The organism is Pseudomonas quercus, from assembly GCF_012033695.1.
Taxonomy (GTDB): domain Bacteria; phylum Pseudomonadota; class Gammaproteobacteria; order Pseudomonadales; family Pseudomonadaceae; genus Aquipseudomonas; species Aquipseudomonas quercus.
Window position 1 is genome coordinate 201,741 of the sequence record NZ_JAAVJI010000007.1, and the last position, 24,403, is coordinate 226,143.

General features: G+C 57.9%; 22 protein-coding genes and 1 pseudogene. 5 read left to right on the plus strand and 18 right to left on the minus strand.

What is annotated here, in order from left to right; genetic code table 11:
* Positions 1-6: 6 nt before the first annotated feature.
* Positions 7-3,129 carry a multidrug efflux RND transporter permease subunit gene (locus HBH25_RS13870; RefSeq protein WP_168084500.1) on the plus strand — a complete coding sequence of 1,041 codons (3,123 nt, stop codon included), beginning with the start codon at positions 7-9 and terminating at the stop codon, positions 3,127-3,129.
* A gap of 68 nt (positions 3,130-3,197) precedes the next feature.
* Here the strand turns inward: HBH25_RS13870 and proP are convergent, their stop codons facing one another.
* On the minus strand, positions 3,198-4,700 hold the full coding sequence (gene proP / locus HBH25_RS13875) for a glycine betaine/L-proline transporter ProP (protein WP_168084501.1): 1,503 nt from the start codon (positions 4,698-4,700) through the stop codon (positions 3,198-3,200).
* A gap of 169 nt (positions 4,701-4,869) precedes the next feature.
* On the opposite strand from proP, the gene HBH25_RS13880 reads away from it, so the two are divergent.
* Positions 4,870-5,715: a GNAT family N-acetyltransferase gene (locus HBH25_RS13880; protein ID WP_168084502.1), complete on the plus strand. Its 846-nt coding sequence runs from the start codon at positions 4,870-4,872 to the stop codon at positions 5,713-5,715.
* Positions 5,716-5,737: 22 nt separating this feature from the next.
* Here the strand turns inward: HBH25_RS13880 and HBH25_RS13885 are convergent, their stop codons facing one another.
* Positions 5,738-6,799, minus strand: a complete 1,062-nt coding sequence (locus HBH25_RS13885) for an SDR family oxidoreductase (RefSeq protein WP_168084503.1) — start codon at positions 6,797-6,799, stop codon at positions 5,738-5,740.
* 265 nt (positions 6,800-7,064) lie between these two features.
* On the opposite strand from HBH25_RS13885, the gene HBH25_RS13890 reads away from it, so the two are divergent.
* Positions 7,065-7,718: a polysaccharide lyase family 7 protein gene (locus HBH25_RS13890; RefSeq protein ID WP_168084504.1), complete on the plus strand. Its 654-nt coding sequence runs from the start codon at positions 7,065-7,067 to the stop codon at positions 7,716-7,718.
* A gap of 88 nt (positions 7,719-7,806) precedes the next feature.
* Here the strand turns inward: HBH25_RS13890 and HBH25_RS13895 are convergent, their stop codons facing one another.
* Positions 7,807-8,694: a copper resistance protein B gene (locus HBH25_RS13895; protein WP_168084505.1), complete on the minus strand. Its 888-nt coding sequence runs from the start codon at positions 8,692-8,694 to the stop codon at positions 7,807-7,809.
* Positions 8,687-10,366 carry a copper resistance system multicopper oxidase gene (locus tag HBH25_RS13900; protein ID WP_168084506.1) on the minus strand — a complete coding sequence of 560 codons (1,680 nt, stop codon included), beginning with the start codon at positions 10,364-10,366 and terminating at the stop codon, positions 8,687-8,689. The genes HBH25_RS13895 and HBH25_RS13900 overlap by 8 nt, the downstream gene beginning before the upstream one ends.
* 217 nt (positions 10,367-10,583) lie before the next feature.
* Here HBH25_RS13900 and HBH25_RS13905 point away from each other — a divergent pair, with 217 nt between their 5' ends.
* Complete coding sequence (locus HBH25_RS13905) at positions 10,584-11,408, plus strand: HDOD domain-containing protein (protein WP_168084507.1); 825 nt, start codon at positions 10,584-10,586, stop codon at positions 11,406-11,408.
* Positions 11,409-11,425: 17 nt separating this feature from the next.
* Here the strand turns inward: HBH25_RS13905 and HBH25_RS13910 are convergent, their stop codons facing one another.
* Complete coding sequence (locus HBH25_RS13910; RefSeq protein WP_168084508.1) at positions 11,426-12,352, minus strand: iron-sulfur-binding ferredoxin reductase; 927 nt, start codon at positions 12,350-12,352, stop codon at positions 11,426-11,428.
* Positions 12,345-13,451 (minus strand): GGDEF domain-containing protein, encoded by a 1,107-nt coding sequence (locus HBH25_RS13915; RefSeq protein ID WP_168084528.1) that lies wholly within the window; start codon positions 13,449-13,451, stop codon positions 12,345-12,347. The genes HBH25_RS13910 and HBH25_RS13915 overlap by 8 nt, the downstream gene beginning before the upstream one ends.
* Before the next feature lie 267 nt (positions 13,452-13,718).
* Here HBH25_RS13915 and HBH25_RS13920 point away from each other — a divergent pair, with 267 nt between their 5' ends.
* Positions 13,719-15,242 (plus strand): fumarate hydratase, encoded by a 1,524-nt coding sequence (locus tag HBH25_RS13920; RefSeq protein ID WP_168084509.1) that lies wholly within the window; start codon positions 13,719-13,721, stop codon positions 15,240-15,242.
* Between the two features lie 140 nt (positions 15,243-15,382).
* Here the strand turns inward: HBH25_RS13920 and HBH25_RS13925 are convergent, their stop codons facing one another.
* The 12 genes and pseudogenes from HBH25_RS13925 to HBH25_RS23025 all read right to left on the minus strand — a co-directional run.
* Positions 15,383-16,045, minus strand: coding sequence for a DUF799 domain-containing protein (locus HBH25_RS13925; RefSeq protein WP_168084510.1), 663 nt, complete (start codon positions 16,043-16,045; stop codon positions 15,383-15,385).
* The gene (locus tag HBH25_RS13930; protein WP_229631900.1) at positions 16,042-16,419 is read right to left on the minus strand and encodes a DUF4810 domain-containing protein; all 378 of its coding nucleotides are present in this window, start codon (positions 16,417-16,419) and stop codon (positions 16,042-16,044) included. The genes HBH25_RS13925 and HBH25_RS13930 overlap by 4 nt, the downstream gene beginning before the upstream one ends.
* 21 nt (positions 16,420-16,440) lie before the next feature.
* Complete coding sequence (locus HBH25_RS13935; RefSeq protein WP_343041545.1) at positions 16,441-17,124, minus strand: CsgG/HfaB family protein; 684 nt, start codon at positions 17,122-17,124, stop codon at positions 16,441-16,443.
* Positions 17,125-17,378: 254 nt separating this feature from the next.
* Positions 17,379-17,912: a YopJ family acetyltransferase gene (locus HBH25_RS13940; protein WP_168084512.1), complete on the minus strand. Its 534-nt coding sequence runs from the start codon at positions 17,910-17,912 to the stop codon at positions 17,379-17,381.
* Between the two features lie 7 nt (positions 17,913-17,919).
* The gene (locus tag HBH25_RS23520) at positions 17,920-18,255 is read right to left on the minus strand and encodes a YopJ family acetyltransferase (protein ID WP_168084513.1); all 336 of its coding nucleotides are present in this window, start codon (positions 18,253-18,255) and stop codon (positions 17,920-17,922) included.
* A gap of 75 nt (positions 18,256-18,330) precedes the next feature.
* A pseudogene (locus HBH25_RS13950) lies at positions 18,331-18,612 on the minus strand (hemagglutinin repeat-containing protein); the annotation flags it as partial.
* A gap of 57 nt (positions 18,613-18,669) precedes the next feature.
* Complete coding sequence (locus HBH25_RS13955) at positions 18,670-18,930, minus strand: hypothetical protein (RefSeq protein WP_168084514.1); 261 nt, start codon at positions 18,928-18,930, stop codon at positions 18,670-18,672.
* A gap of 386 nt (positions 18,931-19,316) precedes the next feature.
* Positions 19,317-19,697, minus strand: coding sequence for a hypothetical protein (locus tag HBH25_RS13960; protein ID WP_168084515.1), 381 nt, complete (start codon positions 19,695-19,697; stop codon positions 19,317-19,319).
* Positions 19,698-19,859: 162 nt separating this feature from the next.
* Positions 19,860-20,150 (minus strand): contact-dependent growth inhibition system immunity protein, encoded by a 291-nt coding sequence (locus HBH25_RS13965; RefSeq protein ID WP_168084516.1) that lies wholly within the window; start codon positions 20,148-20,150, stop codon positions 19,860-19,862.
* 74 nt (positions 20,151-20,224) lie between these two features.
* Positions 20,225-20,680: a hypothetical protein gene (locus HBH25_RS13970; RefSeq protein WP_218585494.1), complete on the minus strand. Its 456-nt coding sequence runs from the start codon at positions 20,678-20,680 to the stop codon at positions 20,225-20,227.
* Between the two features lie 226 nt (positions 20,681-20,906).
* Entirely contained in the window at positions 20,907-21,407 is a 501-nt protein-coding gene (locus HBH25_RS13975; protein ID WP_168084517.1) for an Imm70 family immunity protein, read from the minus strand.
* A gap of 459 nt (positions 21,408-21,866) precedes the next feature.
* A partial coding sequence (locus tag HBH25_RS23025; protein ID WP_178088966.1) for a DUF637 domain-containing protein occupies positions 21,867-24,403 on the minus strand: 2,537 nt, incomplete at its 5' end.

Below are 24,403 nucleotides of genomic sequence, written 5' to 3' on the forward strand. Positions count from 1 at the left end.
GAAGTCATGTCCGCATTCTTTATCGATCGGCCTGTCATGGCCTGGGTACTGGCACTGCTCATTCTGTTGAGCGGCGGCTTTGCGGCGTCTCGCCTGGCGGTGGAGCGCTACCCCAATGTGGCGCCCCCCAGGGTGGGTATCGAAGCCTACTACCCTGGTGCCTCGCCACAGGTGATAGCCCGTACGGTTACGTCGGTGATCGAGCGAGAACTGAGCGGCATTCCAGGCCTGCTGTCGTTCAACTCCAGCAGTATCGAAGGCATGGCAAGCATCAACGTACTACTCGAACCGGGCACCAACACGCAGTTGGCAGCCGTAGAAGTGCAGAACCGCCTCAAGCGCGTCGAGGAGCGGCTGCCTGAAACCGTGCGCCGGCAAGGTATTTCAGTAGAGCAAAGCAGCCAGAGTTCGTTGCTGTATGTGTTGCTGACGGCCGACAATGCTCAGGTCACCGATGCCCACTTGGGCGATCTGGCGTCTACCTTGGTGCGGCCTGTGCTGCTACGCCAGGAAGGCGTGGGGCAGGTGAGCCTGTGGAGCGCCGAATACGCCATGCGCATATGGCCCAATGTGCACAAGTTGACCGCAATGGGCGTGACCAGCACGGAACTGGTAAACGCCATTTCCCTTCAGAACCAGCGCATTCCCCTAGGATCAGTGGGCGGCGCCCCAGCCCCGGCCAGCACGGCCCTCACCGCCCCGCTTGTAGTCGAGGAGCGGCTGGAAACGCCCCAGGCGTTCGGTAACATCGCCTTGCGTGTGAACAGCGACGGCTCGGCACTGCGGGTGGCTGATGTCGCCCAGGTGGAGCTGGGCGCCAGCAACTACGATTACCCGGGGTTCTACAACGGCCAGGCTAGCGCGGTAATGTCCATCAAGCTGGCGGCAAGCGCCAATGCCTTGGCTACGGCCGACCGAGTGAAAGCGGCATTGGCTGCGCTGGCCCCCCAGTTGCCCCCTGGTACGCACCTGCACACGGCCTACGACGGCTCTGCCTTTGTGAAACTGTCTTTGAAAAAAGTCGGTTACACCTTGGTGGAAGCGCTGGTACTGGTGTTCCTGGTGATGTGGCTGTTCCTGGGCAGCATTCGTGCGACCCTGGTGCCAGCACTGGTCGTACCTATTGCACTGGCAGGTACCTGCGGCGTGATGTGGGCCATGGGGTTTTCCCTCAATGTGCTCACCTTGTTCGGCATGGTATTGGCCATCGGCATCCTGGTCGACGACGCTATCGTGGTGGTGGAGAACGTAGAGCGCATCATGCGGGAGGAAGGCTTGCCGCCCCGTGACGCCACGCGCAAGGCCATGGGCCAAATCAGCGGCGCGATCGTCGCCATTACCCTGGTGCTGACCACGGTATTCCTGCCCATGGCCTTCCTGGACGGCGCCACGGGTGCCATTTACCGGCAGTTCTCCGTGGCCCTTGCCGCCCCCATGGCCTTGTCCGCCTACTTGGCGCTTACCCTTACGCCTGCCCTTTGCGCGTCGTTTCTCAAGCCTGTGGATCGCTCCGCACACACCGCTGGGGCACTGGCGCGTTTGGGCGAACGGTTCTCCTCTGGCTATGCAAACGCCCTAGGTGGTGTGCTCAAGCGCCCCTTGCGTTTTCTAACCTTGTACGTGGCCTTGGCCGGGGTGCTGGTCGTGTTGTTTGTGCGCCTGGCAGGAGGGTTCCTCCCCAACGAAGACGAAGGCCGGTTTGCGGTGGTCATCCAGCTTCCTACCGGCTCCACTCAGGCGGCCACACGGGGCGTGCTGGACGAGGTGCAGGCTTACCTTCGCCAGATGCCTGGCGTGAAGCATATTTTCGCCATGCAGGGGTTCAGTTACTTTGGCGATGGCCAGAACACCGCCATGGCCTGGCCAGAGTTGCAGGACTGGGCCCAGCGGCAAGGGGCCGACCAGCAGGTGCAGGCCATGATAAAACGCCTGAACGACCACTTCGCGTCTGGCACCGCCACCTACCCTACCGCCTTGATAAAGGCGCTTCGCCCACCACCGATCAATGGCCTGGGAAATAGCGAAGGTATCGAGCTTGAGTTGCAAGACCGTGCCGGCCTTGGCCCGCAAGCCTTGGCGGCTGCTGGGGAGCAACTGCTTGCCTGGGCTGCCCATGAGCCAGCGCTGGCCAACGTGGAGTTTTCAGGCCAAGGCAGTGTGCCGCAATTGCGCGTGAGCATAGACCGGCAAAAGGCCCAGAGCATGGGTATTACCTTGGATGAGATCAACCAGACCCTGGCTACCCTGTATGGCTCACACTATGTGGGCGACTTCATTCATGACAACCAGGTGCGGCGGATTCTGGTGCAGGCGCGGGGCGAAGATCGCCAGCAGCCGGACAGCTTGTTGCAGGTCCGCGTGCGTAACAGCAGCGGAGATATGGTGCCGCTGGCCAGCTTCGTGAGCCTGCATTGGACCCAAGACGCACTCAGCGTTGACCGCTACAACGGTTTTGCCTCTATGGCCCTGAGCGGCAGCGCCGCACCCGGCTACAGCTCCAGCCAAGCCATGGCCGCCCTTGCCGGCCTGGTAGCGCGTTTGCCGGCAGGTTTTGGCTATGAATGGTCCGGGCAGAGTTATCAGGAACAGGTATCCGGCCAGCAGGTGCCAATGCTGTTCGGGCTGTCCATTCTTATCGTATTCCTGTGCCTGGCTGCCCTGTACGAAAGCTGGGTCACGCCGCTCAGCGTTATCCTGGCCATCCCTTTAGGCGTACTGGGCGCCTTCCTGGCCACCACCGTGTCAGGGCTGCCCAATGACCTGTATTTCAAAGTGGGCGTGGTCACGGTAATCGGCCTTTCAGCCAAGAATGCCATCCTGATCGTAGAAGTGGCGCAAGCGTTGATTCATCAAGGCCAGCCTGTTAACCAAGCACTGATAAGCGCTGCACGCATGCGCCTGCGGCCCATTGTGATGACCTCCTTGGCCTTCATGATGGGGGTGCTGCCCTTGGTATTCGCCAGCGGCGCGGGTTCAGCCAGCCAACGTGCCATCGGCACTGCCGTGTTTGGTGGGATGCTCAGCGCAACAGTGCTCACGCTGTTGTTCGTGCCACTGCTGCATGCGGGGGTGATGAAGCTAAGGCAGCCTCGCCGAGCGCTGGCGCACGCCGGAGGCTCGAGCACCTGATACCTCAGGGCCGATTGGTGAATGCGGCAGCACTGCTGCCGGCATTCACCAATCGGCGATGCTCAGGCTCAGTCGATACGAGGGTGCTGTTGCACCAGCAGGTCTCGCTTGGCCTGCAGTTCCTTGAGCTGTTGATCGATGTCCTCGATCTTCTGCTCGATGTTGTCATGGTGTTCCTGCAGCAGCTCCTTGGCTTCGTCCAGGTCCGACGCTGTGGGTGCGGCGCCGCGCAAGGGCTTGTTGGCGGTTTCTTTCATGGTAATGCCCGTTACCAGGCCAATTACTGCCACCACCATCAGGTAGTAGGCGGGCATGTACAGGTTATTGGTGGTTTCCACCAGCCAGGCAGCCAGCGTGGGGGTAAGGCCGGCGATCAGTACCGAAATATTGAAGGCGCTGGCCAACGCACTGTAGCGGATGTGGGTGGGGAACATGGCTGGCAATGTGGAAGCCATCACGCCGATAAAGAAGTTCAGCACCACGGCCAGTATCAGCAGGCCAGCGAAGATAAGCCCCAGCTTGCCACTGGTAATGAGCATGAAGGCCGGAATCGCCAGGCAGAACAACGCGATACTGCCGCAGACAATAAAGGGCTTGCGGCCAATCTTGTCACTGAGCCGCCCAATCAGCGGCTGCACGAACAGCATGCCCACCATGATTGCGATAATGATCAGCACGCCGCGGTCTTCGCTATAGTGCAGGTTATGGGACAGGTAGCTGGGCATGTAAGTGAGCAGCATGTAATAGGTCACGTTAGTGGCAACCACCACGCCCACGCAGGTGATCAGGCTGCGCCAGTATTTGGTGGCCACTTCCTTGAACGACACCTTCGGGCCATCGGCCAGCCCTTCTCGGTCACCCTGCTCCAGCTTCTCCACGTGCTGCTGGAATGCTGGCGTTTCTTCCAATGCATTACGCAGGTACAGGCCAAGCAGGCCCAGCGGCAAGGCTAGGAAGAACGGCAGGCGCCAGCCCCACTCCTGGAACTTGTCTTCACCCAACACGGTGGAAATGGCGACCACCACACCCGCACCGAACACAAAACCGGCAATGGAGCCGAAGTCCAGCCAACTGCCCAGGAACCCGCGCTTACGGTCAGGCGCGTATTCAGCCACGAAGATGGAGGCACCCGTGTACTCGCCCCCTACCGAGAAACCTTGGGCCATCTTGGCCAGCAGCAGCAAGATGGGCGCCCAGATGCCAATGGAGGCATAGGACGGGATCAAGCCAATGGCAAAGGTGCTCAGCGACATGATCACAATAGTGGCCGCCAGCACCTTCTGCCGACCATAGCGGTCCCCCATGGCACCGAAGAACAGGCCACCCAAGGGGCGTATCAGGAAGGGCACAGAGAAGGTTGCCAGCGCGGCGACCATCTGCACACTTGGGTCTGCGCTGGGGAAGAACACCTTGCCCAGTACATAGGCTACAAAGCCGTATACGCCAAAATCGAACCATTCCATGGCGTTGCCCAAGGCAGCGGCGGTGATTGCCTTACGCATCTTGGCGTCATCGACAATGGTGATGTCCTTCAAACCAAAAGGTTTGACACGCTTCTTGCTTAGTTTCATGCATCTTTCCTGGCTGGGGTCGAGCGACGGCTTGTTCGCGCATACAGAACGGGTAGCCGCGTGTGCGCTATTGAAGCTCAGACAATGGGGCGCTAAATAATTCACCCGTTGTTTAGCGTCAAGTGCAGTTGTACCTTCTCAAGCCGTCCCTTATGAACAGAGCCCCGTAATGCCGCAAACCACACCACACGTTCTGAGCCTTCGCACCCTGAACGCCGCTGACGTGCCGGCTGCCTACACATTGTCCAGGGCATTGGGCTGGGCCCATCGGCAGGAAGACTGGGCCATGCTGCAGCGCTGTGCAGAAGGCGTTGTGGCTGAGTGCAACGGCGAGGTGATTGGAACGGCGTTTGCGTGCCATCAAGGCGCGTTTTCTACCATTGGCTTGGTGATCGTAAGCGCTGCCCACCAAGGCAAAGGCATTGGCCGCCAGCTGATGAATCAGGTACTGGGCACCCTAGGCCCACGCACGGCGCTGCTCAATGCCACTGAAGAAGGCGCCCGGCTTTATGAGCGTATGGGGTTCACAACCTATGGGCATGTGGCGCAGTGGCAGGGCCTGGCGCCTGAGTCTGTAAAAATGGACGACCATTGCCGTGCGCTCACACCGGCCGATACCCCTCGACTGCTAACCCTGGCGGCGGCGGGCAGTGGCCTGGACCGCCAGCACGTGCTGGCTGACGTTTTGCCTACGGTGGTTCAGGGTGTAGGAATTGAACAGCAGGGTCAGTTGCACGCGTTCGCACTGCTGCGCCCCTTTGGCCGCGACCTGGGCCTAGGCCCGGTCATTGCTCAGGATGAGGAACAGGCCAAGGCGCTGGTGCTGGCGTTGCTAGGCACGGTGCCGGGGCGGTTCGTACGTGTGGACATTCCCAGCACCTGCGGGTTGGCAAGCGTGTTGGCACAGCAGGGGCTGGTACAGGTAGGCACGGTCGCTCAAATGACCACAGGGCCCGTGCCGCAGCCCCGTGAAGGCGTGTGCCAGTTTGCCTTGTTGAGCCAGGCGCTGGGCTAGGGCCGACGCCTGGCCAGCCGCCTCAAGGGATCAGCTTGAGTTTGCGCAGCCGTTCGAACACCTCGAAGAAGGCCGCATCACTGGCTTGATAGGACAGGAAGCCCAGTTGGCGGCTCTTGGACATGTCTGTGACCACCTCGATAGGCCGGCCCAGGTCGGCGTCGGTGTGCCACGGCGAAACCAGACGAGTGATGTCCGTTTCAGCCAGCCCCTGCTCCTCAGCCAAGGCTTTCCACACCGGTGCATCATTGGCCATCTGCTCTTCCAACGGCACCGCCGTACCGTCATAGGGCGCCGCTTCCACGCCGAACCATTCGGCCAGTTGGGACCACATCCAGCTCCAGCGGAACACGTCGCCATTAACGATGTTGAAGGCTTCGTTAGCAGCGGCCGGTGTGGTGGCAGCCCAGAGCAGCTGCCGCGCCAGCTGCCGTGCGTCGGTCATGTCCGTGAGGCTGTTCCACTGCGCGGCCGAGCCTGGAAAACGGAAAGGCCGGCCGGTGTGGCGGCACAGGCTGGCGTACACCGCCAGAGTGGTCGCCATGTTCATGGCATTGCCCACAGCAACGCCGGTAATGGTGTGCGGGCGGTGCACGCTCCACGTGAAGCCATCACGCTCGGCGGCCGTGAACACTTCGTCTTCCTGGGCATAGTAGAAGTTGTCCACATCCAGGCGGGGCTGCGATTCACGGAACGGCGTCTGCGGCAGGGTGCCTTTGCCGTAGGCTTCGAATGGCCCCAAGTAATGCTTAAGGCCAGTTACCAATGCCACGTGACGAACGCTGCCTGCGGGGCGCAGCGCGTCCAGCACGTTGCGCACCATGGCTGCGTTGACCTTGATGTTCTCTGCTTCCGTGGCCTGGCGCGACCAGGTGGTGATAAACACATGGGTAGGCGCAAGCCCGGCCAGGGCCTTGGCCAGGTCGGCTGGGTCCATCAAATTGGCCGCGACGGGGGTGAAGCCCTCTCGGGCCTGGGGCGTGCGCGCCAGCCCTGCCACCTGCCAGCCTTCGTTGATCAGCAGGTCGGTAATGGCACTGCCCACGATACCGCTGGCGCCTACAACCAATGCAACATTCGACATCTGTATTTTCCTCTTACCTGAACATAACAGTTAGGTGATGGACAGCCGGTGCGGGCGGGTAGCACCAAAAACCTGAAGGCCCGTATACCCGAACTAATCAGGCAAGCGGGCTATTACTCCCTTGTATTACCGAGGTAAATGGCACTTTGCCCACCCGCTGAACGGCGTTCAAGGGCAATCGATCGCGGCAGATAGCAGGGTATCGCCCTCCCCGCTCGCTCAGGATCGGACAGGGCCACCTGCTGACCTATTACGGATGTCTACCATGATCGACTTAAGTGTTTGGGACTTGATTCTCCCCATTGGCACCCCCGCTCAGGAAGTGGCTGCCAAGCAGCTGAGCACCTTTACCAACCCTTACTTCCAGAACAACGGCAGCGGCCTTGTGCTGTGGGCCCCTGTGACTGGTGCGCAATCGGGCAGCAGCCACTTCCCGCGCAGTGAGATGCGCGAGGTGAACAAAAGCGGTAGCCAGCGCAATTGGAAATACAACAGTGGCACCAACGAAATCAGTGGCAAGGTGGCCGTGAACCAAGTGCCGTCCGAAGGCAAGGTGGTAGTGGCTCAGATCCATGCCAAGGATGCCGAATCCCCGTTGCTCAAGCTTCAATACCGCTATGCCAAGGGCGTAGGCAACGTCGACATCACTTGGCGCAAGAAGCCGGGCGATGACAAGTCCCCGATCATCTACACCTTGAAAAACGTGCCCTTGGGCCAGCCTTTCACCTACGACATCAAGATGATTAACACTGGGGAAGTCACGGCCATTATCAATGGCGTTGCCACCCAGGTGACCCTGGACAACAAATGGCAGCCCTATTCATTCTTCTTCAAGGCGGGCAACTACACGCTGGACCATACCGGTTATGCCACTGAAGGTGGCCGTGTGACCTATTACGAGTTGAAGACCAAACACTGATTACACAGGGGCTTGTTCGCAGGGTGCCCCTGCTCCTACACAACCAGCGCATTAACCTGTTGGACCGGGCAAAGCCCGGGAAACGGGCTTAGTACCAAAGCCGCACGCCCACCACCAAGCGTGCTTCTTCGGCGTCGTCGCCTTCTTCCCGGGCATAGTCCAGGGTACGGCCGTAACTTTTGGTCCAGTTCACACCGATGTAAGGCGCGATTTCAGGCATGATTTCGTAGCGCAGCCGCAGGCCGGCTTCAAGGGTGGACAAGCCGCTGCCCTGCTGGCGCACCGGGTCGTTACGGCTGAAGAAGTTGGCTTCCATGCGAGGCTGGAGCACGAGCGAGCTAGTAATGGCCAGGTCGTACTCGCCCTCAAGCCGTAGCGACGTTTGGTGGTTTTCACCCAGGTAGAACGTCGCTTCGGTGTCCAGGTCTGCCAGGGGTTCGCCCTGTACACCGAACGCGGCCCAGGTTTGCGGGCTTTCGGGTTTGAAATCCTGACGCACACCCCCCAACAGCGTCCACCACGGTGTTACCGCATGGCCATACAGGGCCTGCAACTCAGCCTGCTCGGTGTGGCCATTGGTGCGTTCGCCCTGGGAGCGAAGCCACAGGCGGTCCACGTCACCTCCAATCCAGCCTTCGGCGTCCCAAGACAGGGCCGTGCCTTCATCGGCTTTCTGGTACTCCAACCGGTCAAACAGCCAGTAGGCACGCAGGTCGCTGTCCTGCAATGCATGGCCGGGCACATCCGGGAAGGCAGCGGCGCGCTCGGCGGCGGTGGGCGTAGGTAGCGCTGGCGCGGCGGCAGGTGCGGCCTGGGCCGGGGCCGCATTGTGGCTCATGGTGCCGTGGTCCATGCCTTTCATGGCACTGTGGTCCATGCCTGGCATCGCGCTGTGGTCCATCCCAGGCATGCTTTCGGCAGCCAGGGCCGGGCCGGCGCACAGGCTCAGCATCACTAACAGGGCAGGCTTATTCATCAACGCGTACCTCGCGGAACATGCCCGCTTCCATGTGATAAAGCATGTGGCAGTGGTAGGCCCAACGGCCTAGTGCATCCGCACTCACGCGGTAGCTACGCCGGGTGCCGGGTGGCACATCGATGGTGTGTTTGCGCACCATGAAACGCCCCGCTTCGTCTTCCAGGTCGCTCCACATTCCATGCAGGTGAATGGGGTGGGCCATCATGGTGTCGTTTACCAGCACGATGCGCAGCCGCTCGCCGTAGGTGAGGCGAATGGGCTCTGCATCAGAAAACTTCACGCCATCGAAGGCCCAGGCGTATTTATCCATGTGCCCAGTGAGGTGCAGTTCCAGGGTACGGCTGGGTTCGCGCGGGTCCGGGTCCGGGAAGGTGCTGCGCAGGTCTGCGTAGGTCAGCACGCGACGGCCGTTGTCACGCAGGCCGATGCCTGGGTCTGCCAGGCGCGCCATAGGCATCATGGCTTGCATGTCTACCAAAGGGTTGCCTTGCTCAGTATCGGGGTGATGGGGCATGGCCATGCCTGGCATGTTGCCGTGGCCCATGGCGCCGTGATCCATGCCCATGTCCGACATGCTCAGCATCACCGGTTTATCCAGCGCAGGCACCGGCGCGCTCACACCGGGCCGCGTGCCTAAGGTGGCGCGGGCATAGCCGCTGCGGTCCATGGCCTGGGCAAAAACGGTATAAGGCCCTTCGGCGTCGGGTTGCACGATCACGTCCAGGGTTTCGGCCACGGCGATGCGAAATTCGTCCACACTCACCGGCTGCACCGGCTGGCCATCGGCGGCCACGACGGTCATTTTCACCCCAGGAATGCGTACATCGAAGTAGGTCATGGCCGAACCGTTGATAAAGCGCAGCCGCAACGGTTCGCCACGGGCAAACAGGGCGGTGAAGTTATCGTCTGGCGCCCGCCCGTTGATCAGGTAGGTGTAGGCCTGGCCTGTCACGTCCGCCAGGTCTGTAGGGTCCATGCGCATCCGCGCCCACATCCACCGGTTCTTGAGGGTACTGCCTAGGCCCTGCTCAGTGGTGTCCTGCACAAAACGGGTGAGGGTCAACGGGTTCTGGTTGTAGTAACCGGGCTCTTTTTTGAGCCGGTCGAAAATGCGCGATGGGTTTTCGTCGGTCCAGTCGGTGAGCATCATCACCTGCTCGCGCATGGCGGGCTGCGCGGGCTCACGCGGCTCGATCACCAGCGGGCCGTACACGCCGATCTGCTCCTGAAAGCCCGAATGGCTGTGGTACCAGTACGTGCCGCTCTGGCGAACCTTGAAGCGATATTCGTACATACCGCCCGGTGGAATGCCGTGGAAGCTCAAGCCTGGTACGCCGTCCATGTTGGCGGGCAGCACAATGCCGTGCCAGTGCAGCGAGGTGGGCTCGTCCAGGCGGTTGTGCACCCGTAGTGTCACGGTGTCGCCTTCGCGCCAGCGCAGCAAAGGGCCTGGCAACCCACCATTGATGGTGAGCGCGTCCCGCACGCTTCCACCCAGCGTGACCTGCTGTTTATCAATCACCAGGTCAAAGGTGTCGCCGCTGAGCTCGGTCAAGCCGCTAGCCGGCGCTGCTGCCCAGCCAGGCGTTTGCCACAGGCCGGTGTAGCCCACGGCGCCCAAGGCAGCCAGGCTTTTAACGAAAGTTCTTCTGTGCGGGTGATAGGGCATCAGGGTGTCCTGTAAGCGGCGAATAAGCCAGAGCCTGCGCGCTGGCGCTTATCAGAACATTAAACGCGCCCAAGGTTGCGCGGTTACAGCCGATGCATATTACAGGCGGCTCGCCTGGCTGTAATCGCAGTGGAACGTTTGCAAAGGTAAACAGGACGAACGCAAGGCGTGAAAATTGCCTATCGTTGTGGGAATCGTCGTAATAAAGGTGATAGCCATGGAAATCGAAAAACTGTTTGCCCAGTTGCACAGCCTACCCAGCATTCCAAAGGTGGCACAGGACCTGATCGCCCAGTTCGACAACCCCTCGTCGAGCCTTGAGGCCATCGCCCGCAATATCGAGAAAGACCCTGTCATTTCCGCAAAAATTCTGCGCCTGGCCAACTCGGCCCGGTTCAAGGGCGCGCGCGAGTCCACCAGCATTGAAGACGCTGCCATGCGCCTGGGCTTCAACACCATGCGCACCCTGGTGCTGGCCAGTGCCGTAACAGGCGCCTTCAGTGCCCCAGCGTCGTTCAACCTCAAGGCGTTCTGGCTCAAGAGCTTTCAGGTGGCCAGCATTGCCCGTGTGCTGGCCAAGCAAAGCGGCCAAGACCCGGAAGTGGCCTTTACCACTGGCCTGATGCACAACATTGGCGAGCTGCTGATCCAGACTGGCGCCCCAGAGATGGTCGAACGCCTGAACGCCCGGCGTGCAACCACCTCCCCGGCCCATGCCGCTGACGAAACCGTACAAATCGGCTTTGGTTACCCGGAAGTAGGCGCGGAGCTGGCCAAGCGCTGGAACCTGCCCAAGCAGATTCTCGATGGCATTGCCTACCAGGCCAAACCTCACCAGGCACCTGGCCATTCTCCCCTGCCCCTGATGGTGGCCCAGGCCGAAGAAGTGAGCGAGCACCTGCACAAATACGGCGGCCCTACGCCGGAAGCCAAGGCGCAGCTTAACGACGAGCTGATGAAAGGTGTGGACCTGGACCTGCTGTTCGATGCGCTGCCGCCGGTGCTTGAGGCCGACAAGGCATTTGCCCAACTGCTGGACTGACCCTGCTACTGGCAACGCTACCCGGCACGCTTCTCGAAGGTGTCGGTCAGCAACTGCCCCCGTGGCAAGCCGGCCAGGAACAGCCGCTTGCCGATGGCCTCCACCAGCGCTGGCGCGCCACACGCCAGCGCAATGGTGTTCCGGCCGGGGCGCAGGTCGTTAAGGTCTGCCACCGGCGCGCGCAGGTCCAGCTCAAGGTTGGCGTGCACGGCGGCTAACGCCCGCAACGCCTGTTCGAGGTAATGTTCACCGGGGGCCGCCAAGTGCACTAGGCGTATCGGCCCGCTATGGCTCTGGCGCAGGGCTTCCCCCAATACTGCCCACAAAGGCGCCAGGCCGGTACCGCTGGCCAGCAACCACAAGGGCCGCGCTTCCCAGGCGGGGTCATAGTGCAGCGGCCCGCCCAGTACTTCACCCAACCGTACGTGATCCCCCACCTTCATCTGCCGGGCCAGCTCAACGAACACCCCAGGGCGCCCGCATTGCACCTGCAACTCAAGCCAAGATGATGCACCGGGCACGCTTGCCAGGGAATAGGGCCGCGCCACGTCAGGCCGGGCCCAGACCACCACATGCTGGCCTGCCTGATAGCGCAACGGGCGGGCGGGCATCAGGCGAATGCGCAGTACCTGCGGGCTTAACCAATGAAGGTCACTGACAGTGGCCTCTACGCCATCGGCCTTGGCATCGTAGGGCACCACCTCAAGGTCTGTGGTCACCTGGCACTGGCAGGCCAGGCGCCAACCTTGGGCATATTCAGTGGCTGGCAAGGCATGAGGGCGGTGATCGGCCGGTGCGCCAGTTACACAGCGCACCCGGCACGTGTGGCAGTGCCCCGCCCGGCAGCTGGAGGGCACCTTCACGCCTTGGCGGTTCAACGCCTCCAACAGGCCTGTACCGGTAGGTACGTGCCAGCGCTGGTCACCTACGGTGAGTTCAGGCATCGGCCGGTTCCCAGGCGGCCACGCACCGGTTGCGGCCTTCACGCTTGGCCTGGTACAGGGCTTTGTCCGCGCGTTGAAGGGCGTCGTCCAGTGCATCCCCCTCTTCCAGCAAGGTCATGCCGGCACACAGGCTGACCGAGGCTGGTTGGCCTTCTGCGGGGCGGGAGGCGGCAAAGGCCAGCCGCAGGCGCTCGCAACACATGGCCAGGCGGTCGGCATCGGTGTCTAGCATCAGCAACACAAACTCCTCACCCCCGTAGCGAGCCAGCACGTCACCCTCACGCAAACTCGCGTTGGCAACCTGCGCAAAGCTCTGTAGCACCGCATCGCCTGCGGCATGGCCATGCACATCGTTGATGCGCTTGAAATGGTCAAGGTCGATCAGCGCCAGGCCATGGCTATGCCCTGGCTGCAGCGCCTGCAATTCCCGGGTGGCGAGCCGCAGGAAATGACGGCGGTTGAACAGGCCGGTCAATTCGTCAGTGGAGGCCAGCTCTTCAAGCTGCCGCATCATGCCGCGCAAGGTTTCCTGGTGCGCCTTGAGTGCGAACCGTCGCTGGCGCGTACGCTGCCGGTAAGCCTGCACATAGTTGGAATAGAGGCACAGCCAGAACAGCACAATAAACAGCACCGCGCCCTGGATGGCCACCAGGCCTGGGTCTTGTACCCGGCCTGTGAGGGCTTCATACCCCACCAACCCGGCGAAGCTGCCGCATACCAACCCGGCACAGCGCAGGAACACCGCCCGCGGCAAGTGAAACAGCCCGAACATCAACGGCACGATGTACACCATCATAAACGGCCCACGGGCGTTATCCAGATGGTACAGCAGCCAGGTTTGCCACAGGGTGCCCATCCAGATCTGCAGTTCAGTGAGGCTGGGGTCGGTGAAGCGCCGGTTCAGGCGCGTCACAAACAGGGCTGCCAGCCCGGCCTGGCTCAGCAGCACCAACGCTCCGCCTACTGCCACACTGTGAAGCGTACCGTCGTAATAGCCGCCCCAGAAGGCGACTGCGATCAATGCCAGCATCATCAGGTAGCTGCTGGCCCCGAGCAGAAACCGTTTGATGAATAACGCCTGCAGATTGTGCTCGGTCACTCGCTGACTCATCTCACTCATAGGGATCCCATCCCTTACCACGTTATGGCAAGGTGCCACTTTAGAGAGCCAAGCCTGAAATAACCACAGGATTTTCATCCAACCGATCAAGAACTTCGCTGGTTGATATCGCCGAATACTGCCCGCTGTCCTTCAATGGCGAGTGCGCGGCTGCTACAGGGAGGGTTATACTGCCGCGCCTTTTACAGGTGCCCGCGTGCCCTGCGCGGTGCCTAGAATGTTCCCGTGTCAAAGAGGAGCGCGCCCGTGACCCTGATCAAGCAAGACGACCTCATTCAGAGTGTCGCCGATGCCCTGCAGTATATTTCCTACTACCACCCCGTCGATTTCATTCAGGCAATGAATGATGCCTATTTGCGTGAGGCGTCCCCAGCCGCACGGGATTCCATTGCCCAGATCCTGATCAACTCGCGCATGTGCGCCACTGGCCACCGGCCCATCTGCCAGGACACCGGCATCGTGACCGTGTTCGTGCGCGTGGGCATGGACGTGAGCTGGGCCGGCGCCACCATGAGCGTGGACGACATGATCAACGAGGGCGTGCGCCGGGCCTACAACCTGCCGGAAAACGTACTGCGCGCCTCGATCCTGGCCGACCCGGCCGGTGCCCGCAAGAACACCAAGGACAACACCCCGGCCGTTATCCACTACTCCATCGTGCCCGGTAACACCGTGGAAGTGGACGTGGCTGCCAAGGGTGGTGGTTCGGAAAACAAATCGAAAATGGCCATGCTCAACCCGTCCGATTCCATCGTGGATTGGGTACTCAAAACCGTCCCCACCATGGGCGCCGGCTGGTGCCCGCCGGGCATGCTGGGCATCGGTATCGGCGGTACGGCTGAAAAGGCAGCGGTGATGGCCAAGGAAGTGTTGATGGACCCCATCGACATCCACGACCTCAAGGCCCGCGGCCCGCAGAACCGCCTGGAAGAAATGCGCCTGGAGCTGTTCGAGAAGGTCAACCAGCTGGGCATCGGTGCCCAAGGCCTGGGCGGCCTGACCACGGTGCTGGACGTGAAGATCATGGACTACCCCACCCACGCTGCCTCGCTGCCGGTGTGCATGATCCCCAACTGCGCCGCCACGCGCCACGCACACTTTGTGCTGGACGGCAGCGGCCCGGCGTCGCTGGAAGCGCCCCCCCTGGACGCCTACCCAGAGATCGTGTGGGAAGCCGGCCCTTCGGCCCGCCGCGTGGACCTGAACACCGTCACCCCCGAAGACGTGCAAACCTGGAAGCCGGGCGAAACCTTGCTGCTTAACGGCAAGATGCTCACCGGCCGGGACGCCGCCCACAAGCGCATGGTGGACATGCTCAACAAGGGCGAAACCCTGCCGGTGGACCTCAAGGGGCGCTTTATCTACTACGTAGGCCCTGTGGACCCAGTGCGCGAAGAAGTGGTCGGCCCTGCTGGCCCAACCACCGCTACCCGCATGGACAAGTTCACCCGGCAGATCCTTGATCAAACCGGCCTGCTAGGCATGATCGGCAAGTCCGAACGCGGCCCTACCGCCATCGACGCAATCAAGGACTACAAGGCCGTGTACCTGATGGCTGTGGGCGGTGCAGCCTACCTGGTGGCACAAGCCATCAAAGGCGCACGCGTGGTGGCCTTCGAAGAGCTGGGGATGGAAGCCATCTACGAGTTCGACGTGAAGGACATGCCGGTCACCGTGGCCGTGGACAGCCAGGGCGAGTCCGTGCATATCACCGGGCCAGCTGTATGGCAGAGCAAGATCGCTGAGAGTTTGGCGGTTGAGGTGCGTTAAGTTAAACCCGCCTGGCGGAATGCTAGCTGTATCTCGAATATCTTGTAGGAGCGTGGCTTGCCCGCGATGGTGCCGACAGGCGCCCAAAGCCCTGGCCTAAAAGCCAGGGCTTTTCTTTGGTCAAGGTTTACGCCTTGGCGTTAGTCAGTCCCGTACTTGGGCGACCGCGGCCCGTACAGCAAGCCCGCCGGGTGCCCAGCCGACAGCAGCCGGTTGCTGGCGATACCGGCAATGGGGTGGCCTGCATCGGTGGAGGCGGCGATGATCTGCTTCACCGCTGCGGTGATTAGCATGCCGATCAACCCGCCCCCGCTGTTGCTGCGGCCTTCCTCGCTGGAGGCAGAGGCTGTGCCGGTCCACAACGCGGTGCCGGTGCGCAGGTCCACGAGTTTGGCCGTAACCGTGACCACCGTCTGGCTGCTGATCAGTACATAGCTGGTGCCGTACTGCTTGACCGTGATGTACATGGCCGCGTCCGCACCGAAGATCTCCCGAAGCTTGGCCGGCGAAGTTTCCTGGATGTCATTGGCGTTGGTCAGGCCGTTGTTGCGGAAGGTTTCGTCCACCAAGGCCACCGGCAACACGTAGTAACCCGACTCCGCCAAAGGGTAAGTCACCTGGGAGAGCAGGCTGTAGGTCGCTTTTACATCCGGGGATTCGTTGACCGGCGGCAACACCAGAATCGAACGCGGCTTGCTTTCCTTGAAGGCGGAATAGTCCACCACGGCCGGGGGCGTGGCACAGCCTGCCAACAGGCTGATGGCAAGCAGGCTGCCGGCGACTTTCAGGTAACGGGCGATCATTGGGCAACTCCGGCGTGGGCGTTCTTGAGCAGGAAGTCCATGTAGGTGGCGGACTCCGGGAACAACGCCTTCTCGGTACGCAGTTCCTGAACCATTTGGTCGTCCTTGCCCAGGCTGCCGTACAACATGCCCAGTTGAGCGTGGTAACCGGGTGGCGGGTTAGCATTGGTGGAGCGGATTTTCTGCAGGTCTTCTTCGAGTTTGGCGACCTGCACGTCCTTGGGCTCGCCTTTGAAGTATTCGTACACCTCAGGCTGGTAGCTGCCCCACTGGTACAACGGCTTAGGCTGCGGCGCGCAACCCGCCAGGCAAACACCCACGGCACAGGCCGTGGCAAACAGGCGCACAGGCGCCCCGCCGATAGACTTGAACATGGTAAACATCCTTTTAAATGATCAGTTGGCCACTGGCTTCCAGGCACCGCTGTCCAGTGCGCGCACCATGTTATTCACCGCCTCACGCATGGCCAGGTCCAGCACCTTGCCGTTGAGGGTGGAGTCGTAGCTGGCGGTACCGCCAAAGCCGATTACTTCGCGGTTGGAGAGTTGGTACTCCCCTGCCCCTTGGGTGGAATACACCACTTCCGACGTGCTGATGTTCACGATATTGAGGGCCACCTTGGCGTAGGCGATTTGAGATTTGCCACGCCCCAGCAGGCCGAACAGTTGCTGGTCGCCCACTTCCTTGCGGCCAAATTCGGTCACGTCGCCGGTAACCACATAGTCCGCGCCCTTGAGGTGCTGGCTGGTGGCCTTGATGGACGCTTCACGCTGAATCTCGTCCATGTTGTCCCGGTCCAGCACGGTGAACCGGTTGGTTTGCTGCAGGTGCGTGATCAGGGTGGTCTTGGCCTGGCCCCCCAGCCGGTCCACGCCATCCGAAAAAATCCCCCGCATGTAGCTGGAGCGGTTATCGAACTTGCCCACCGCCATGGGGTAGCGCACGCCGCTGTAGGCCACGCTGGCGCTCTCCACCTTGGCTACCGGCAATGCCCTGGAACTCTCCGTGGCACAGCCACCGACCAGTGCGATGGCGACGGCCGTGATCCCTGTTATCCCTACCTGTTGCAGCTTGTTCACACACATGCTCCGACTGTTCTGAAATAGGCGGCCTTGACCGCTTCTGTGGCGATTTCAAGGCAGCAGCAAAGTGTGTATCCGCAGGGATCCAAAGAACTGTAATTTTTTTGTGGGGTTGAGGGATTAAATGTGCTGGGAGCAAAGGGCATGCAGGTGGGCGCGACTATACTGCCCTGTCCAGGGCATATGACAAAGCGGGCCCTGGACATCTGGTGATAGTTGATCGCTGCCTTAAAGGCAGCGATCAACCTGTGTCACAGATTCAACGCACGGCGCACGTATTTCTCTCGTTGGTGTGCAATGGATTCATTTCTAATTTTTGTATCGCCTGAAGAGGTTGTACGGCTGGCCCCGTGACGCTCCACACGCTGCGAAAGGGTTTCGTTACGCTTGTTCACTGGTGTGCTTTCCAGCTCCGGGCGCGTTTGCAGCAGCTCTGCCAGCCGCCGATTGCCTTGTATGTGTTTCATAAAAATGGCAGGTAGGATTTTATCTACTTCTGTATGCGGCACAATATTGGAAGCATCTTTTCCCTGCAATGTGCCTGCACAATTATCATTGTGCAATTTTTCAAACGCCAATACGGCCTTGTTCATTTTCACAGCGTAGTCGAGGCTGAACATACCGCAGTCGTATTCTGTTGACTGTTGATTAACCTCTAACATTGCAAACTTAGCGTCAGGAAGGTGCTCTTGAAGCGCCATTTCAATTCGAAATGCCATCATCGCAGGCCCACCGTTATTACTACTTCCAGGCTCCATCCCTATCAATGAATGCCCTGATTTCATGTGCTTATTACTCAAATGCGCACATATGCATTTGATTCTCGGCGAGGTTACACACGAACCGTGCGCAAGTCTCTTTTTTTCCTATAAGATTCGCCAGTTTTTCAGGGAGCTCATAAGGGCTGGATGCATAATGCAGTGTAATGCCTGGGTACGTTTGGTTAGCCCAATTTACGAGCCCGGGCATGGCAGCGAAATCCAAGCGGCCCATCTTAGCATCGGGAGAAACATCATTTTCAATGCTGTTTTTTATATGCTCGTATGCTTCTGCCAATGGATGTTCGCACCCTTCGGGGTGTATCAACTGATGCCCCATAGAAGGGTTGTTTCTTATTGGGCTGAACATGTTTTTTCCTCAGGCCGACTGGAAAGGCCTGAGTGGGTTTTTTTTGCATCAGGTTCCAGAGATGCGTAGACCAATGCCACCTTCACTACAACCGGCAAGCAGGGCCAGGCGGTTACCTCTTATGGCAGAAGGATTGTTGGCAGCCTTGAGGGTGCCCACGTTGTCCGGGTTTTGGCCGGCGATCAAGGTTACGTCGTTACCGGCGATCAGCGCGCCCGTGGGGCAAAGGCGGCCACTGGCCTGGGCCAGGTACACCACCGGCACCAGCACGGTTTGGCCGTTCACTACGGCGTTTTCCATCCACACGATGCCGTGGGTGAATGCCGCTACATTGCTGGTAGGTGAAGGGCTGCCAAGCTAGCTGAGCACGTCCCAGGCTCGGCTAGCTTGAATGCAAAGGATAAGGGGCCAGGCTCAGCCCGCTGGCTGCTCGATTGCTTCGAGCCTGCTCTCAAGCAGGTCCATGACACAGCAGCCGTCATCCAAAAACAAAAGCGCCGCCTGCGAGATTTTCCTGATGTCGCAGTCATCTGCGCCTTCGACGCTCTCCAGCAGGTGCCGTGCCCTGCGGAATCGCTCTTCGGCATAACGGAAGGTGTCAGGCAGCAAGGCGTCTGCATCGATACGTAGTAGGGGCCTATTGGGCAGGGGTTGATTGAAACGTTGGTCAGTCATTCGCGGCTCCATTTAGAGAAGGAATGCCGCCGGCCTCACTTCCACATGAGGGTGGCAGCTATGCGCGGGTGTGGAAGACCGGGACTGAACCAACCGGCGCGCCCGAAAGCGCCCCACGCATAGCCACCATAACATCAGCCACCGCTAGGTAGCGGCGGGGTACGATGGTGCTGTGTTTGGTTCAGACGGGCTTCCACACCCGGCCGTCATGTTCGTATGGCGGCAGCGGATTATACGTGATGGGTGGGGGGTATCAAGATGTAGAGTGGCTGGCAGTTGTCAAACCCATTTTAGTTAAATATTTTTGCACAAGAAATATTTTAAAATGGATGCCAGCCATATATTTACAAAAAATCCTGCTCTTAATTATAAATTTTGTATACCTCTTAATCAACCATGCTCTTCAAAAAACTAATACCAGCGCCATTACGAACAACATATAGACTTTCATACTGAAAAGAAAGCACGAACTTATAATCAGTATTTTTTGAAAGCTTTTCAACGAACAGGATGATATCCTCAGAACATTCCGACAAGCATTCAATGGCACATTGAAAAGCACCAGTCATGCCTACCATCCAATTATCATCTACCCCTTCGGCAACAATAGACTCCGGTTCGCCAAACAAATTAAATACAAAATAAGCATTAGATTTTTTAAAATTCCCTACAAGATAGCCATTCTCAAAATTGCACTCGGCATCTACTAAAAAAAGCACGCGCGATATATCCGAAAAAGATATACCTTCCTCAATCTCAAGGTTCATTGTGATTGTCATTTAACACCCTCTGTCTTGAGCATGATCCATACCGACGGGGGGCGAAGGAATCCGCAGGTGCTTATGCTACAACGTAGCCATTGTAAATACCCAAACCAGCCTTATGCATCTCCAGATGCATGAACCATCCTAAATATTAAAAATTTAACTCTATTTTTTTAACAATAAAAAAACATGATTCAACCAAGAAACCCCATCTATCCACTCTCCAGCGTAAAAATAGCAACAACCCAGCCCGTCAATAATATCCCTTAGCTGCTCTTCATTGATCCCAGAGCTCAATAACATGTCAAGCTCGACTAATGCACGTTTTTTCTCGCTATCACTAGCATGAAGCGCAAACGCAGAAATCGCCTCATCTACATTTCCAAATTCCAGATCAAAATCCTGATGAAGATAGGCGCTAAACATTTTTTTTATTATCACGAGTTCATTTTTCATAAGTGTGGGTACCCTGTAATTATCTTGTAGCCTTTTGACATTGAAGAGGCTTTGGCTACCACCACACATACCTTTTAACGCCTATCTTTTTCTGGCGACCAGCCTTCTTCAATCCTTTGGACTAACAGCGTATCGTTCCATGATCCCCGTATAGGAAATTTTCGCTGTTCTTCTGTGATTTTCCCAACCTCCCATTCTTCCTCCTCATTCCAAAACCACCAGGTTTCTACCCGCCCAGTTGAAGAATCCACTACGCCAGCACGGAATGTGGGAGTCTCTTGAGAATGAGCCGGAATGATACAAACCTTAGCTTTTTGAATAATCCCCTTTTTCAAAGCAGCGGAAACAGGAAAAAAAACCCAGAAATTTGTTTTTTCCTCTACCAATACATCCAAATCTGGCTTCTCATGATAAGTGCCTGGTAAGACACGAATTAACGAACCCATTGGAGAGATTTTCTTCACAAACTGAAAGTAAGCTTTTCCGTTCTTGGTCGCAACAGCAAATACATCTCCAACATTTATCATCATTTAAATCCTGGCCATCCAAATTTCTTCAAAATAGCAGCACCTCTGGTGAGATACCAGAATAATATTCAAACCGCTTTTTAGCCATTCCAGAACAAAGTTATAAAAACTTGACACCCACACATTCACCTCATCCAACTCACAACCAATCATTAAAACTTGCTACTTATTTTTATAGAAAAAACACCGGCGTTAAGCCGGTGCCAAACAAAAATAGAACTTCTGCAAATCACCGGCGCCAAAAAGGCAAGTCGTCAGAAGCAAGCGAGTTATACAGATCTTCAGAACGATTCAAATCTAAAATATAGTCAGGCGCGTCAGCAAAGCCGATTCTTAAAGGCACGTACTCATCAAACTCTTTATAAAAAACATCTGAACATTCGACAGCATCAAAAATAATTTCGAAGAAGCGAGAAAATATGTCAGCCAGAGTATTACCGCTTAAAATCAAACGAGTATGTTCCTTGTCCACCCAGAAAGCGCTTATATCAACGCTACTCGCAGGAATGCTATTAAACTCAGTCCTTACACCCTCTAAATCCATCTTTAACCCAGCCAATTCGTTATTACTTAAAGAGCGACGATAAAGCCTCTCTGTAACCAAGGGATACTTACTTCCTCTTTTCCCGCCCTCAAGAAAAAACACAATTGACTTAAAAAAACAGTCAACGTCAGAGGCTGGGCCTAAGACAGATATTGTCATTGCAGCAAGAATACCTACATTTTTCATTCTGCTTTAAACCTGATGGATGAGGGAAATATTGTCCCATTTGACTTATCAACTATCCCGCGAACAATTTGCGCACGCTGAACAGGCGTAACAGCTTGCCCTCGAATATCAATAACGACTTGCTGCTGCATTCCCTGCGGTAAATTCTCAGCTCGCTGGATGGCTTGTTTGGAAACATTGCCAATCAATCCGCTTTGATTTTTTGCGATGTTATAGTTTTCACTTCAACGCTGCACACGTTACCTACACACCAGTCTGGACGAACACTACCCGAAGTCCCATAAGGGACTTCTTGCCCATTTTTATAGCTCACTTGTGGGCGAGCTTCAGCACCCAGATCAGCGCCAACATCAATCTCGGATTCTTGGGGTGTAGGACGAACAGGTGCTCCAGTATAGGCAAGATCATCTACCTCTCTAGCTGCACCGCCAGTTGCATTTGCACCACTAGAGAAAGCCTCTAGCTAGCGTAATTTTCCCTCATCAGATCAATCGCGACCTCAAGCTTTCTGCGGCTTTCAATGGAAAGGCGGCGCTCCTTATATTTATTTAAATCTAACACTTCGACTGATACGCCTGCTAAGTCACTACTTAATCGAGAGACTTCTACAGTCGCAATACGATCTAAGTCGATCAACACCCAGAAAATATCCTCGGCCTGCTCAGGAATCCAGTTAACGATCAGAGCAAAAGACAGCCATGGAAAAGCCGCTTTAAGTGCAGCTAACAGGAGAGGATTGGTGCTCCCTGAAAGCATAGACGCCATAGAGCTCAGCAAATCCGCTCGGACATGCTCACGAGAACTCATTTGAGCACCCCTGGGAAAGCCGTTACTAGATTCCCAAATTTTATCAGTCATAACAGTCATTATCGAGGTTGGTTGTCCACCACTGAATTTATCCGTACCAATAGAACGTCCAACATCAACTTCGCGCACATAGCGCACGCCGTCAGCACTGTCTACCATGCGTGTGACCGGTGTACTCACAACCGTTTTGTTCTGCAGAAGACCACGCAACTCATGCTCCCCGATAGAGAATTGGCTTGCATTTACTTTGCCCGACAAGTGACGTGAAGCCAAGTGCTCCATACCATCATTAGCCAAGTTGACTCGAGACTGGACTCGACCAGGAACACCGTCCAAGGTACTCAAAGGTCCTTTTGCACCGTCTGCAGCTGCAAGGTCTTCTAATTCCCCTCCACGTGCCCCACCTGACTTAACCCCACCCCCTATCTCGCCCTCAGCCAACGCACTGCCAGAGGCCCCTTCAAGCCTGCCACCGGCACCTGCAATCGCTGTTTCATCACCGGCCTTGCTGAACATCCCAAACAGCTTGCCAAATGCCCCGCCAAACAAGGCTTCGGCTCTGGCAAACCCGAGTTCAGGCAGCAGTATACTAAAGATGGTGCTAGAGACCTCAGCCTTGATCTTATTAATAGGCGTCAGCGTGTTTTGATCTGACGAATTACTCTCGTCAAATAAATCCGTTGGATCGTGGAAGCCTTGCTCGTTGTATTTCTCTCCAGTGCCGCCAATGAGGCTACCTGTGGCAGGATTCCCGCCGGCCATACCTGCTGTCAACAAGCCAATAATCTGCGCTGTGGCGATTTTTACCTGGCTTCCTGTCACAGTCCTATCGGAGACATCAAAGCGCGTGCTGACGTAATCTGCCAATAACGCATTTGCAATCGGCGTAAGGCCTTCAGCTACGCCGCCAGCAATTGCTCCGCTGGCAAAGTCCTCTCCCCGCGCTTTGGAGATCAGCCCACCCAAGGCCGCATGCAATACCATTTTCTCGGCAATTGCTGGCGCAACGCCAAGCCCGTCTGCAAGCCCATGAATGGCGTTGTTACCCAATGCCGCAGCAAGGTCAATACCCTCCCCAACCAATGCTCCGCTCAGGTTGGATTTGAGGCTTCCGCCCTGTATGGCGGTCGTGACGCCTCCGGTGATGAGCGCATGCGCCCCACTCCGCGCCAGCGTCTGAGCCCAGTTTTCCGGTTTGAGCATGCTTGCGGCGTAGCCAGGGTTCTGTGCTCCGCCAGCGGTAATGACCTTCGAGCCGCCATTCACTGCACCGTCAGCACTGGCAAACCACTTGGCATCGGCATAATCGATAAGCCCGGCGGTGACACCGGCGACAGCAGCATTTTTCAAGCTGTCGGCACTCAGCGTGTCTTGTACGGCAGCGCCCAGATTGCCCTTGTTCGAGATGGCGCTATTGATGCGAGTGCTGGCCAAACTACCCGCTACAGCGATCTCAGTGGTCGACGACAAGCCTAATCCTGCAGGGCCTAGGGCGACCGACAGTGCAATCGCCAACGCCAACTGCGCCCCTACGCCCAACCCCGACTGGCTGTACTTGAACGAGTCATGAATCTCCTTCACCTGCCGCCAGTCCACATCCCCGCGCTGCTCGGCATCTTTCAGCCACGCCAACTGCGGGTCAGCCTTCACCATCGCGTCGATGGCCTGGCTCACGGTCTGCTGGTTCACCTGCTTCACGTCGATGTTCAGGCCGTCCACGGCATGAATGGCCACCTCACCTTGCGCTACCAGCTCACTCTGTTTCAGGGTTTCGTCAGTCTTGCCTTTGCCCTTGGCGCTGTTCCAGGCCAGGTTGCTGTTGCTCTTGGTGTGGCTTTCCTGGTGCAGGTCCTTCACGCCTTCGAAGGCGATGGCGCCGCCGCTGTTGAGGGTCAGGTCCTTGCCGCTGTCGAGTTTGGCGGCCTGGTAGGTCTGGTCGCCGCCGCTGACCAGCAGCAGGTCGCCGCCGGTTTTTATCTCGGTGCCGATGTTGGTCACGTCGGTGACTTCGTCGTGCTTGGTTTTCTTGGCGCCGAAGTGGCCTTTTTTCTTCTTGTCGTACAGCGAGTAGTCGCTGTCCTCGGCAGCGAGCAGGGCCAGTTTGCCGCCTGCCACCAGGTAAGCTTCGTTGGCGGCTTCGATTCGGCTAGAGGTAACGGTCAGGTCCTGGCCAGCACTGAGGGCGACGC